The sequence below is a fragment of the Oceanihabitans sp. IOP_32 genome (assembly GCF_009498295.1).
In the GTDB taxonomy this organism is placed as follows: domain Bacteria; phylum Bacteroidota; class Bacteroidia; order Flavobacteriales; family Flavobacteriaceae; genus Wocania; species Wocania indica.
The window spans coordinates 1185001-1199153 of the sequence record NZ_CP040813.1 but is presented as its reverse complement, the minus strand read 5'-3'; the positions used below and the strand labels follow the sequence as shown (position 1 = coordinate 1199153).

Here is a 14153-nt window from a genome sequence, read left to right as displayed (position 1 = left end):
GGTGTTAATAGAAATTTACAAACTATTAAAAACCTAAATCAAAAAGCGTATTCTTAAATCGTAAAGTAAAACATGAAAATTAAAAAACACATATCATTTATAATTTTAATGTTGGTAACAGGTTTTACTTTTTCACAAGTAAAATTTGAAGCCAAAGTGAGCAAAAGTACTTTGGGTATTAATGAGCGCTTACGTGTCGATTTTGAAATGAATCAAGATGGTGATAATTTTAATCCTCCAGATTTTAACGGATTTACTGTTGTTGGAGGTCCAAACCAAGCGGTAAGCAACTCATGGATTAATGGGGTTAGAACTTATAAAAAGACCTTTAGTTATTTTTTGGCCCCAAAAAAGCAAGGCGATTTCACTATAAATCAAGCCACTATTTCAATAGATGGAGAAATTTATAAAACCCTACCGGTAAAGGTTAAAGTTACAGCCGCTATCGATAAACCCAAGGATCCTAACGATCCAAACTATATAGCTTCTCAAAACATTCATTTGGTCGCCGAGGTTTCTAAAACAGACCCCTATCTAAACGAAGGGATAACGGTAGTTTATAAACTTTATGTATCGCCAAATACTGGGGTTGATAATTGGCGGGAAATCGATAGTCCGCGGTACAACGATTTTTGGAGTCAGAATATCGATGTGCAAGGAGAAAAAGTCCAAATGGGGACCTATAAAGGTGAGGAATACCAATTTTTAGTGTTGAGACGAACCGTGTTATATCCGCAGAAAACCGGAAAATTAACCATAGAACCTTTAAGCTTAGATATTGCCGTAAGAGTACCAACAAACAGGCGTGATATTTTTGGAGGGCGTTTAATGACTCGAACTAACAAAACCGTGTCTGCAGGGCGACGAACCATAAATGTAAAGCCACTACCCGAGCAAGGTAGACCTGTTGATTTTACGGGAGCCGTAGGTAGCTTCGATTTTAATGTTACAGCGTCTAAAACGGAATTAGACGCCTTAGAATCGCTACAATTAAAAGTTGAGGTAAGTGGCAAAGGCAATCTAAAATTGTTTAAATTACCTAAAGTTTCTTTACCTAGCTCTTTAGAGGTATACGAACCAGAGCATACCGAAAGTGTCAGAACAAATTTAGCTGGTATGCAGGGGAAAATTCAAGATAGTTATACGGTTGTTCCGCAATTTAAAGGTAAATACCCCATACCAAGTATTTCGTTTTCGTATTTCGATTTAAGAACGGAAACTTACAAAAGAATATCGTCTGATAACCTTATTATAGACGTTTTAGAAGGACCAGTAAGTAGTGTTTCGAGTACCAATAACAATGCGAATGTCGGTACTGGCAAACAACGGGTTGTTTTAAATAACGATCAGTTTGCCTTTATAAAAACGAAAACTAAGTTTTCGCCTACAAAAACAGGATATTTTTTTAAAACACCTTGGTTTTGGACGTCTTTATTACTCCCATTTATAGCCATTCCGCTTGCCATAGTAATTAGAAAGAAAAAAAGGGCTCTAGACGCCGATGTCGATGGTAGTAAAATTAGAAAAGCAGATAAACTTGCTAAAAAATATTTAGGAAAAGCGAAACGCACTCTCGGAGATAAAGACGCTTTTTACGATGCCCTAGAAAGTGCACTACACAACTATTTAAAAGCTAAATTACAAATTGAAACCAGTGAGCTTAGTAAAGACAGAGTAGTTGCTCTATTAGAAGACAAGCAGGTTAGTGCCGTTGCAATATCCGATTTTATGAGTATCATTAAAAATTGCGAACTGGCACGTTATACGCCAATTACTAATGTAGAGATGCAGCAGGATTATGATAAGGCTGCAAAAACGATTTCTTTAATTGATAAACAAGCACGCTAAAATGAAAACAGCAGCATACCTTCTATTATTTTTATGCAGTACCTTAGTTTTTTCACAAAACGATAAGCTTTTTGAGCAGGGCAACGCTTTGTATAACCAAGGAAAATACGCTGAAGCCATTGAGAAGTATACCGCGATTTTAGATTCTGGAAATCATTCTGAAGCACTTTATTTTAATTTGGCTAACGCGCACTATAAATTAAACAATATTGCGCCAAGTATTTATTTCTACGAGAAGGCGTTGTTGTTGGCACCACAGGATAAAACGATACAAAACAACATGGCTTTTGCAAAAAACATGACTATTGATGCCATAGATGTTGTTCCCCAAACAGGGCTATCTAAATTTATTAAAAGCTTTACAAATATCATGAGTTTCGATTCTTGGGCTAAAACCTCAATTGTATTTGTATTGTGTTTTGTTGCGCTCTTTTTAATCTATTATTTCGCATATTCGTCCTTTAATAAGCGTTTGGCCTTTATTGGAAGTTTTATAAGCTTAGTTTTAGTACTATTAAGTTTAGCTTTTACTTTTCATAAATTTAATAGTGATAAAAATAATAGACCAGCAATTGTTTTTGCTCAAGAGAGCGAGGTGAAAAACGAACCAAATTTGCGAAGTGAGATAGCGTTTAGATTACATGAAGGGACTAAAGTTCAGGTGTTAGATACTTTAAACAATTGGAAAAAGATAAAACTAGCCGATGGAAAAACGGGTTGGATCGATTCTGCAGATATAAAATTGTTGAACGATTTTAGCTATTAATTAAACAAAATTCGCTATATTTGAGGATAATGTTATTTTTTTCTAATGAAAAATACGAGCTTATCCATATGGTTTGCAGCCCTCTTTTTGCTCTCCTTTTCTTGGTCTACCATGGTTTTTATGGCTGAAGATAAGGCGCAATTACATTCGGTTTTTTATAGCTCAGAAGAGGTTGAAGAACACTCAGAATTAGTGTTTTTCAATATAGAGAAAGAGCCGCTTACTGTGGGTTACAAGGCTGTAAATAATTCTTCAAGCTATGTTAACCATTACTTAACACGGTTTTCATACATCATACTTCCACCTCCAGAACAGCTGGTTTAAATAGGCGGGTAAATAAGTCTGTCTGCATTTTTAAAGTAAACCAGAACTTTATAATCATTTAGTTTAGAAAAAGGGGTATAAATACAACCGGTGTTTTTAGACGTCCTGCTCAGTGTAATAAATAGAGGTTAAAAAACTTGATTTCTTAAATACCAAATTAACAATACGACATTTCAAGATTAAATTGGTATAAGTTCTAATCACATCACATATACAAAAACAAAGCAAAATGAAAGCACATACAAAAGAAACTCAAGCGACAATGACACCAGAAAAATCATTACGTTTTTTAAAAGAAGGTAATTTACGGTTTCAGAACAATTTAAAAGCTAATAGAAATATACTAGAACAAGTTAACGATACAAGAGAGGGGCAATTCCCTTTTGCAACCATACTAAGTTGTATCGATTCTCGAGTGTCTGCAGAATTAGTTTTTGATCAAGGTTTAGGAGATATTTTTAGCATTAGAATTGCTGGAAATTTTATAAATAAGGATATTTTAGGTAGCATGGAATTTGCTTGCAAGCTGGCAGGCACGAAATTACTTGTAGTTCTTGGCCATACGTCTTGTGGAGCTGTAAAAGGTGCCTGCGACAATGCTAAATTGGGTAATTTAACACACATGTTATCTCATATTAAACCGGCTATAGATGCCGTTACCGAGCCTAAAGATGAATCTAGGCGCAATTCATCAAATTCCCAATTCGTCGACAATGTTGCGGCTAAAAATGTTTTACTAAATATGGGTAGAATAATAGCTGAAAGCAGTGTGCTAGCCGAAATGGTGAACCACAAAGAAATTAAGATTGTGGGAGGCATGTACGATGTAAAAACAGGAGCAGTAGATTTTTATGAATAAAACTTTAAATTTTTAAAATCTGGGTAGCATTAATGAGCTTGTTAATGCTACTTTTTTGTTCTAAAATTATGAGGCCTGTAGACTAATTGTAATCTTTTTGGTCTTCAATTCATGAAGTTCATTCCATTTCGATGTTTTAAAGCCTTAGTATTAACCTTCTTTAAAAGACTTCCTCTTAGATATGTGTCTAATACCGCTGGAATATCGTAGATAAATCGTGTTTTTACTGATCTAACCCGAATAATTCATAATTTTATTAACTAAAAGTATCTTTATCGGTTTTTAATAGTGTTTTTTTGAAAAATGATTTTTAAATTCGCACTTGCTATTTTTTTTACAACTATTTTCAAAACATAATAAAGCATTGGAGGTAACTTCCATAATTTTTCCTTTGTTCATTATGTCAGATTTTTTTATTACCAACTTTACTGAGGTTAGTATTCTAAAATTTCAACAGCGATAATAATTTTAAAAAAAATACAACGAGGAGCCATAAAAAGTGGTTGTTATATAATTAGAACCGACTAGTTTTACTAAGTCATTTTATAAATCTTAAAAAAAGATAAAAGAATGTCAAATAAAGAAATATCAGGAAAAGGTAGTGTGTTATCATCTTTACAAAATTTTATAAAATCGGAAAGCTTAAGTGGCGTATTACTCTTAGCTGCAACCATTATTGCCTTAATCTGGGCAAATTCAGCATGGGGAGAAACCTATAATGCAATTTGGCAATATGAACTCGGATTTTCTTTTGACGTCTTTGAGTTAAAAAAACCATTAATTTTATGGATTAACGATGGATTAATGGCCATATTCTTCTTTGTAATAGGCTTAGAAGTTAAAAGAGAACTAACTATAGGCGAGTTAAATTCACCAAAAAAAATAGCATTTCCTTTATATGGCGCTTTAGGAGGTATGATTATTCCAGCCCTGTTTTATTATTTCATTAACTCGAACCCAGAAACAGCAGGTGGTTGGGGTATTCCTATGGCAACAGATATTGCATTTGCTTTAGCAGTGCTAAAAATATTAGGTGATAAAATACCTTTAAGTCTGAAAGTTTTCTTAACCGCTTTTGCTATTGTTGACGATTTGGGTGCCGTAATGGTAATTGCTATATTTTATAGTGATAACATCCAAATTTCGCTACTTATTATAGCGAGTATATTGTTACTAATTTTGTTTTTCTTAACCTACCGAAATTTATATTCGAAGTCTGTTTTAATTGTGGTAGGTCTGGTTGTTTGGGTGCTGTTCCTTAAGTCTGGTATTCATCCAACATTAGCTGGTGTATTATTAGCCTTTGCTGTTCCTTTAAGACAAAAGGTTGACGCCTCCTTATTTACAAAGAATTTAGAAACTATTACAGGCGAACTAAAGTTAGCAGAAGATACAAAAGACCCCGTTTTATCTAGCGGACAGCTCATGCAAATTGATAACTTAGAAAAATGGACATTAAAATTTAGATCGCCTTTACAGCATTTAGAACATTCACTTCATACCGTAGTTGGTAATTTTATTATCCCAGTTTTCGCACTCGCTAATGCCGGTGTGATGTTAAATAGTGAGTACGATCTTAATTTCGCTTTAATTACAACGCTTGTCGCTAGTTTGGTTCTAGGTAAGAGTGTAGGGGTTTCTGGAATTGTTTTTCTCGTTAAAAAATTAAAAATAGTTCAAATACCAAAAGAGATAAACAATATGCACATTATTGGGGTTTCTTTCTTAGCAGGTATCGGGTTTACTATGGCTATATTCATTGCAAGTCTCGCCTTTGGTAACAGCCCAGAGTATATTGATTCTGCCAAGATTGGAATTTTAATCGGGTCTCTAGTTTCTGCAGTTATAGGGTTTGTAATATTAAAACTCAACTCCAATAAAAAACAGTAACCATGAAATCTTTTTTCTCTAATTTTAGGGGAGATGCTTTTGGAGGTGTTACTGCAGGTATAGTGGCCTTACCACTAGCTTTAGCTTTTGGAGTATCTTCTGGTTTAGGTCCAACAGCGGGCTTGTACGGTGCTATTTTTGTCGGTTTTTTTGCTGCACTTTTTGGCGGTACAAACACTCAAATCTCTGGACCAACTGCTCCGATGACTGCCGTTTGTATGGTGTTAGTCTCTGGGATTATCGCTGTTAACGATGGCGATGTGAATAAAGCTATCCCCATTATCTTAAGTGTATTTCTTCTAGCGGGATTAATACAAGTAGGCTTTGGTGTTTTGGGGCTTGGTAAATATGTGAAATACATACCTTACCCGGTGGTCTCTGGGTTTATGACGGCCATTGGTGTTATGATTTTGATAACTCAGATCTTACCTTCGTTGGGTTATTATCCCAAAGAAGACTTAGATTATGTGAATCAATTTAAGGCCGAAGCAGAAGGAGTTATTATAAAAGAAATTCTAGCCGATGAGGCTAAAGACGGTATTTTAGTTTTAAAAGATTTTAAAGAGATTCTGGGCAATACCGGCGAGTTTTCAGAAGAACAGATTTTAAAAGAATCTCAAATACTTGCTGCTAAAGAAACCTCTGGAGTATGGGGAGCCATTAAGTCCTTTCCACGTGCTTTTCAAAATATAAATTGGTTAGAGCTTATTTTAGCGCTAGGAACGATTCTCATCATTTATGGGTTTAAACTCATAACAAAGGCGATTCCAAGTACCCTAGTGGCCTTAATTGTAATGTCGGCAATTGCCATCGGTTTTGGTTTGGATTACAAACCCATCGAAGAAATTCCGAGTGGCTTTCCTGTACCAAATTTTGAAATTTTCACAAGCTTTTCGTTAAGTAGTATATCTCCTTATATCTTTACGGCTTTTACCTTGGCATTGTTAGGCTCGATAGACTCTTTGCTTACAAGTGTTGTGGCCGATAATATTACAAAAACCCAGCATAAACCAAATAAAGAGTTAATTGGCCAAGGTGTTGGTAATAGCGTTGCCGCTATTTTTGGAGGACTTCCAGGTGCTGGTGCAACTATTAGAACGGTTGTTAATATTAATTCTGGTGGCAAAACAAGACTTTCGGGAATGATAGCTGGCGTGATGTTGCTTATTATCTTGTTAGGCTTAGGACCAATTGCTTCTCAAATACCGGCGGCAGTTCTAGCTGGAGTATTGATTACTGTGGGTATAGGAGTTATGGATTACAAGGGATTACGAGCCATAACGGGACTTCCAAAAGATGTAAAATTAGGGCCATTCAAATTTAGCTCAGAAGCGGCAGTTATGTTTGCGGTGTTATTGTTGGCTACTTTTTGGAATCTAGTGTATGCTGTGGCCATTGGTTTGGTGATTGAATCTTTAATGTTCATGAAAAAAATCAGTGATTTAACTGGCGAGCAAAGTGATGTGCAGCCATTTAAAGAAAAAGAGTGGGAGAATGAAATCGATTTTCCAGAACAATTGCGCGAAAAGGTATTTGTCACCCATTTAAAAGGGCCGTTGTTTTTTGGATCTATAACCGACTTTTTAAATTTAACATCTCAAATCCCAGAAACTGCATCGTATGTTATTATGCGCATGGGGCGTGTAAGGCACATGGATCAATCTGGGGTATATGCCATGGAAGATATGCTTAGAGATTTACAGAAAAAAAATATTAAGGTGCTTTTTGTTAAATTAGCGTCGCAACCACGTTTTATGATGGAACGTATAGATATTATTCCATACGTAGTGACAGAAGACCAAATTTTCTCTAAATTTGGAGACTGTGTAAAATGGATAAATAAAAGAGTATCACCCTAATAGAAGCCTCAAATTTTGAATCTAGACGAAGTGATCCGTCCTAAAATAAGGCTATATCATGTTAAACATGATGTAGAGAAATATCAAAGAGTTCTAAATTAAAAACAACGCGTTCTAGAATGTCTGGTAATACAAGTTTCAATAGCTAGCTCTTATACCAATTTAATTTTGAATTGTCTTATTATTAATTTGGTATTACCTTAAATTGGCGTTTTTATAGGCTACTAAGAGGCACCAATCGAAATGGCAATAAAGTAAAAATGGTGTGGTATGGTTGTAATTATAACAGGAAAAAGCGTCCATTAATAATTTAAACGTAACAATTCCTCGATATAGTCTCTGGAGTTCGATAATCTCGGAATTTTATGCTGGCCACCTAATTTGTTGTTCTGCTTTAACCAGTCGTAAAATAATTTAGGCCGAGCCACATGTATTTTGGGTGCATTAAGGGTTAAATTGTTATAGCGTTTGGCTTCGTAGTCTGAATTTAAGTCTTTTAAAGCTTGATCAAACAAGGCTCCAAAACGATCTAAATCCTGAGGAGCTGTTTTAAATTCTATTATCCATTCATGTGCACCTTTCTCTTGGTCTTTCATAAAAATTGGTGCGGCAGTATACTCTACAATTTCTGCTTCTGTGGTTTGGCAAACTCGTTTCAAAGCATCTTCGGCATTTTCTATAATGAGTTCTTCACCAAAAACATTAATATGATGTTTCGTTCTACCCGAAATTTTTATCCTGTAGGGACTTAATGAAGTAAAGCGTACGGTATCACCAATTTTATAACGCCATAAACCGGCGTTTGTGGTGATAACCACGGCATAATTTTGATTCAACTGAACGTCACTTAGAGGTATGGCCTTCTCTTCCTTAGAGCCATAAATGTTCATGGGGATAAATTCGTAAAAAATACCGTAATCTAACATGAGTAATAACTCGTCCGAGTTGTTTTGGTCTTGAATAGCAAAAAAACCTTCAGAAGCATTGTATATTTCGTAATATTGGAAACTGTCTTTGGGAAGTATTTTTTTATACTGATCTACGTATGGCGAAAAGCTTACACCACCATGAAAATACACCTCTAAATTAGGCCAAACATCAAATAGACTTTGTTTACCAGTGGTTTCTAAAACATTATTTAATAACACCAACATCCACGATGGCACACCAGCTAAACTGGTAACGTTTTCGTTTATAGTTTCGTCTACAATGGCTTGCATTTTATATTCCCAATCGCTCATTAAAGACACCTTATTGCTGGGCGTACTACTAAATTCTGCCCAAAATGGCATGTTGTCAATTAATATAGCCGATAAATCGCCAAATACAGTGCCGTTCTCTTTATATAATTCTTTGCTTCCGCCTAAGCGCAAGCTTTTTCCTGTGAATAATTGCGACCCTTCATTATTATTAAGGTACATGCATAATAAATCTTTGCCAGCAGCATAATGGCAATTTTCTAAAGACTCTGTGCTTACGGGAATAAATTTACTCTTCGAGTTTGTCGTTCCACTAGATTTTGCAAACCACTTAATAGGGCTGGGCCAAAATATATTATGTTCTCCCTGGCGAGACCGTTCAATAACATCGTGCCACCCTTCGTAGCTTTTTATGGGAACACGCGCTGCGAAAGCTTCATAGTTAGTAATCGATGAAAAATCGTATTGCTTACCAACCTCAGTATCTTTAGCGGTATCTATTAGGCTTAAAAGCAGTTCGTTTTGTACTTCGTTCGGGTATTTTAAAAATAATTCGATTTGATGAAATCGTTTTTTTAAAAACCAAGAAGCAATAGAGTTCACTATAGGAATTGGCATATTTTGTTTATCTTTAGGCTCTCAAAATAAGGCTTTTTTTTATGATTTTCCAAGGGGTATTAACAAAAATGAAAACAGAGCTCTCAAACCCTGTTCAATACTATTTAGTGTTCGAGAACGATTTTTTACACATGAATCAGTTATTAAATAAAACGCTAACGATTCAGTTTGTTAAATACCAATGCTTAAACTGCGGTCTAGACAAACCTATTTACCGACAAGGATTCGATAAAAAATGCTTTTTCGAAGTACCACAGGCTGCAGATTGGGTTATTAGACCCGAATTGAGTACGGCTCATTTAGGTCAAGAAGATCGCGATTTGGAATACGAAAAGAAAGTACAACTGCAACCACATATTGTCTATTTGGCAAACTCAAGCAATGTAAAAGTTGGGGTTACTAGAAAACAACAAGTTCCAACACGTTGGATAGATCAAGGCGCTCATGAAGCTATTGAAATAGTTGAAGTGCCAAACAGATACCTTGCGGGTATTACAGAACTAGCATTAAAGGATTTCGTTGGAGATAAAACCAATTGGCGAAAAATGTTAAAAAATGACGTCGACGATGAAAATTTGGTCGAATGGCGGGAAAAACTTAAAACCTATATTCCAGACGAAGCCATTAAGTATTTTATTGAAAATAATAACGAAACAAATATAGAATTCCCTGTTATTCAATATCCTAAAAAACCAAAAAGCCTAAATTTAGTAAAACAGCAAGAGTACACTGGAAAATTAGTGGGTATTAAAGGGCAGTATTTAATTTTTGAAGACGATACCGTTTTTAATATTCGCTCTAATGAAGGTCTAGTCGTTAAAATTATTGTAAATTAAAAAATCCTATTTAGCTCATTAAAGAAAATAGGATTGATATTAAAGTGTATTTTAAAACAAAGACTAAATCTCTTCGTTGTCTCTAATACTTTGTATGTATTGTGCTTTTTGAAGTTGACGGCGTTTCTTTACAGACGGCTTTGTGAAAAATTGACCATCTCTTAAGTTTTGCATCACTTTAATGTTTCTGTGTTTTCTTTTGTAGCGTTTTAGCGCTCTTTCGATGTTTTCACCATCTTTAACTATAATCTTTAACATAAATATTGTTTTTATTCTTTATAAGGATTTCCAAAAAGGAAGGCAAAGTTCTAGAATTTAATTAGTAAAACCTAATAAAATAAGCGCTTTGTTTTATAAAATTGAAAAGAAAGCCAAAAATCTAGACTATGTGTTGCATGTTAGTATTAATTTCTGTCCGATAATCTTAGTAAGCTCTAGATTTGCATTTTAGGTTTAAAACGCGATTCTTATTATATTCAATCCGCAAAAATAGACATATAAATAAATCCACACAATATATAGGAGTAATTTATAATAGAGCTGTTGTTTTTTTTCTTAGGGCGTTCCCTTACCGCGCATTGGATGTTGTAAGGTCAGGCTTTGAGCTGTACCTGCCGGCCGGCCGGCAGATCTTTTTTTTACCATAGGCGGCCGCAAATAAAGGCTGTCACCTTAATCCTTAACCCAGTCTATCGTTGCACGTAGGTTTTCAGCTTTTTTTTGGGGTTCTGTATATTATGGTAGTGGAGTAAAACCTTATACCTATATAATCTTATAGCTATATAATAAGGAGACCTACAAACCGTAAAACGAGGTAATACCATACGGACTTATAATAGGTAGGGGTGTAATGAGGTAGTGCGACCTTATTAAGGAGTATTATTTAAAGACTATCTAAAAAGAATCATAATCTAATAAATTTGTTAGTAGGCCCAATGTAAACCAATACATTTACGATAACATCTGTAAAACGTGTGGGACTTATAGGTGTTTAACACCAAAAAACCGCCTCAAACAAAATTAGTTTATAGTATTCGATTGGTTTTAAGTTTATAACCCCCACAAAACAAGGCGATTAAAAAGGCGGCAAAAAAACTTTAAAAAAAGGCTAAAAAAAGTAGTTGATAATACGGAAATGTATTGTATGTTTGCACCCGCTAAAACGGGTATTAAACTTGTTAGAAGCGAAGTTCATTTAGAGTGTGATTTAAGGATAAAAAAGTAGAGTGATATTTTTTTTAAAAAAAAACTTTAAAAAGCATTGTGAGATTAAAAAAAGGTGTTATATTTGCACCCGCTAACGGAGGAAACGACGTTAGTTCAAGAGAAACAAGTTCATAAACATATTGAATTGACAGCGTAAGATTTTAACTGGAAACGGTTAAGATCACAAAAGAGAATAGACCATTTTGAGAACTAGAACATTCCTATTTAGTTGTTAAAGTTGTTGGCTAGTTTTAGAATTAGCGAGCACGATAAAAATTAACGATGAAGAGTTTGATCCTGGCTCAGGATGAACGCTAGCGGCAGGCCTAACACATGCAAGTCGAGGGGTAACGAGAGTGCTTGCACTTGTCGACGACCGGCGCACGGGTGAGTAACGCGTATAGAATCTGCCTTTTACTGGAGGATAACCAGGAGAAATTCTGACTAATACTCCATAGTATATAATATTCGCATGGATTTTATATTAAAGATTTATCGGTAAAAGATGATTATGCGTCCTATTAGCTAGATGGTGTGGTAACGGCATACCATGGCTACGATAGGTAGGGGCCCTGAGGGGGATCCCCCACACTGGAACTGAGACACGGACCAGACTCCTACGGGAGGCAGCAGTGAGGAATATTGGACAATGGGCGAGAGCCTGATCCAGCCATGCCGCGTGCAGGATGACTGCCCTATGGGTTGTAAACTGCTTTTATACAGGAAGAAACACCTCTACGAGTAGAGGCTTGACGGTACTGTAAGAATAAGGATCGGCTAACTCCGTGCCAGCAGCCGCGGTAATACGGAGGATCCAAGCGTTATCCGGAATCATTGGGTTTAAAGGGTCCGTAGGTGGATGATTAAGTCAGGGGTGAAAGTCTGCAGCTCAACTGTAGAATTGCCCTTGATACTGGTTATCTTGAGTTATTATGAAGTAGTTAGAATATGTGGTGTAGCGGTGAAATGCATAGATATCACATGGAATACCAATTGCGAAGGCAGATTACTAATAATGAACTGACACTGATGGACGAAAGCGTGGGGAGCGAACGGGATTAGATACCCCGGTAGTCCACGCCGTAAACGATGGATACTAGTTGTTCGGACTTCGGTTTGAGTGACTAAGCGAAAGTGATAAGTATCCCACCTGGGGAGTACGTTCGCAAGAATGAAACTCAAAGGAATTGACGGGGGCCCGCACAAGCGGTGGAGCATGTGGTTTAATTCGATGATACGCGAGGAACCTTACCAGGGCTTAAATGTAGATTGACAGGTTTAGAGATAGACTTTTCTTCGGACAATTTACAAGGTGCTGCATGGTTGTCGTCAGCTCGTGCCGTGAGGTGTCAGGTTAAGTCCTATAACGAGCGCAACCCCTGTTGTTAGTTGCCAGCGAGTAGTGTCGGGAACTCTAACAAGACTGCCGGTGCAAACCGTGAGGAAGGTGGGGATGACGTCAAATCATCACGGCCCTTACGTCCTGGGCTACACACGTGCTACAATGGTAGGGACAGAGAGCAGCCACTTCGCGAGAAGGAGCGAATCTATAAACCCTATCACAGTTCGGATCGGAGTCTGCAACTCGACTCCGTGAAGCTGGAATCGCTAGTAATCGCATATCAGCCATGATGCGGTGAATACGTTCCCGGGCCTTGTACACACCGCCCGTCAAGCCATGGAAGCTGGGAGTACCTGAAGTCCGTTACCGCAAGGAGCGGCCTAGGGTAAAATCGGTAACTAGGGCTAAGTCGTAACAAGGTAGCCGTACCGGAAGGTGCGGCTGGAACACCTCCTTTCTAGAGAAAGACGACTAAGAGGAAGAAAAAAACCTAGCTTGAAAAATAGTTTATTCTCATTGCTGTTAATTTAAAATAATAAAGTCACCAGATAACGGTGCTCAGTAAGAATAATTACTGAAAACTGAAAACTGACGACTAAAAAACAGTCTCATAGCTCAGCTGGTTAGAGCGCTACACTGATAATGTAGAGGTCGGCAGTTCGAGTCTGCCTGAGACTACAGAGTTGTCGAAAGACAGACGAGAAGTTTACCCTGAGCGTAGTCGAGGGGAGTCTGCCTGAGACTACGAAGCACTTAAGTGCTGAGTATGCCCACGAGAGTGGGTATCTTTTAAAGGGAATCGATAGGATTGTTTTTAAAAGAAACGTTCTTTAAAAAAAAAGGAAATTTTAGAAGTAGAGCAACCCAGTTAACGTTGCAGCGATTAGTTACTGTTAACTTTTAACTAAAGACTGTTCACTTAAACACGGGGGATTAGCTCAGCTGGCTAGAGCGCCTGCCTTGCACGCAGGAGGTCATCGGTTCGACTCCGATATTCTCCACTAGAGAGTACAAAGATAAAAGTACAAAGTATTAAGATGCGTCTTAATACTTAATACTAAGATCTTAATACTTTTAAACGTTCATTGACATATTGAAAAAAAGATACATGAAAAAATATATAGATTTAATCTATTATTTAAGTAATAATTTAAGATTAAGCATACTCCGTGCGAGCGATGTATGTTTAATTGTATTGTATTTATCAATTTCTTGATAGGTATAGTAAACTCATTAAAAAAGCAAAAAGTACAATAAGCTAAATAAGGGCGTATGGGGAATGCCTAGGCTCTCAGAGGCGATGAAGGACGTGATAAGCTGCGAAAAGCTACGGGGATCTGCACACAAGATTTGATCCGTAGATATCCGAATGGGGCAACCCACTATATTGAAGATATAGTATCCAG

The 14153-nt window shown here is 36.6% G+C and carries 9 protein-coding genes, 2 tRNA genes and 2 rRNA genes (1 of these 13 running past the window's edge); 11 read left to right on the top strand and 2 right to left on the bottom strand.

Annotation, left to right across the window (positions count from 1 at the left end; translation table 11 throughout):
* Positions 1-72 precede the first annotated feature (72 nt).
* From FEZ18_RS05010 to FEZ18_RS04985, 6 genes are all read left to right on the top strand, one after another.
* Positions 73-1848, top strand: coding sequence for a BatD family protein (locus tag FEZ18_RS05010; protein WP_153267305.1), 1776 nt, complete (start codon positions 73-75; stop codon positions 1846-1848).
* Between the two features lies 1 nt (position 1849).
* Positions 1850-2614: a tetratricopeptide repeat protein gene (locus FEZ18_RS05005; protein ID WP_153267304.1), complete on the top strand. Its 765-nt coding sequence runs from the start codon at positions 1850-1852 to the stop codon at positions 2612-2614.
* A 120-nt stretch (positions 2615-2734) separates the two neighbouring features.
* On the top strand, positions 2735-2938 hold the full coding sequence (locus FEZ18_RS05000; protein WP_194269519.1) for a hypothetical protein: 204 nt from the start codon (positions 2735-2737) through the stop codon (positions 2936-2938).
* Between the two features lie 229 nt (positions 2939-3167).
* Complete coding sequence (locus FEZ18_RS04995; RefSeq protein WP_153267302.1) at positions 3168-3797, top strand: carbonic anhydrase family protein; 630 nt, start codon at positions 3168-3170, stop codon at positions 3795-3797.
* A gap of 570 nt (positions 3798-4367) precedes the next feature.
* The gene (gene nhaA, locus FEZ18_RS04990; protein WP_153267301.1) at positions 4368-5687 is read left to right on the top strand and encodes a Na+/H+ antiporter NhaA; all 1320 of its coding nucleotides are present in this window, start codon (positions 4368-4370) and stop codon (positions 5685-5687) included.
* A gap of 2 nt (positions 5688-5689) precedes the next feature.
* The gene (locus tag FEZ18_RS04985; RefSeq protein WP_153267300.1) at positions 5690-7546 is read left to right on the top strand and encodes a SulP family inorganic anion transporter; all 1857 of its coding nucleotides are present in this window, start codon (positions 5690-5692) and stop codon (positions 7544-7546) included.
* A gap of 302 nt (positions 7547-7848) precedes the next feature.
* Here the strand turns inward: FEZ18_RS04985 and FEZ18_RS04980 are convergent, their stop codons facing one another.
* On the bottom strand, positions 7849-9363 hold the full coding sequence (locus tag FEZ18_RS04980) for a GH3 auxin-responsive promoter family protein (protein WP_153267299.1): 1515 nt from the start codon (positions 9361-9363) through the stop codon (positions 7849-7851).
* A gap of 41 nt (positions 9364-9404) precedes the next feature.
* Between FEZ18_RS04980 and FEZ18_RS04975 the strand changes: the two genes are divergently transcribed.
* Positions 9405-10199: a DUF2797 domain-containing protein gene (locus FEZ18_RS04975; protein WP_153267298.1), complete on the top strand. Its 795-nt coding sequence runs from the start codon at positions 9405-9407 to the stop codon at positions 10197-10199.
* A 63-nt stretch (positions 10200-10262) separates the two neighbouring features.
* Here FEZ18_RS04975 and rpsU read toward each other — a convergent pair whose 3' ends face one another.
* Complete coding sequence (gene rpsU / locus FEZ18_RS04970; RefSeq protein ID WP_153267297.1) at positions 10263-10457, bottom strand: 30S ribosomal protein S21; 195 nt, start codon at positions 10455-10457, stop codon at positions 10263-10265.
* Between the two features lie 1227 nt (positions 10458-11684).
* On the opposite strand from rpsU, the gene FEZ18_RS04965 reads away from it, so the two are divergent.
* The 4 genes from FEZ18_RS04965 to FEZ18_RS04950 all read left to right on the top strand — a co-directional run.
* Positions 11685-13204: ribosomal RNA gene (locus FEZ18_RS04965) — 16S ribosomal RNA — on the top strand.
* 147 nt (positions 13205-13351) lie between these two features.
* Positions 13352-13425 (top strand) — tRNA-Ile (locus FEZ18_RS04960).
* Between the two features lie 249 nt (positions 13426-13674).
* Positions 13675-13748, top strand: a tRNA-Ala gene (locus FEZ18_RS04955).
* Positions 13749-13998: 250 nt separating this feature from the next.
* Positions 13999-14153, top strand: a 23S ribosomal RNA gene (locus FEZ18_RS04950) (it continues 2694 nt past the right edge of the window).
* The 16S and 23S rRNA genes sit together here with 2 tRNA genes alongside, the layout of an rRNA operon.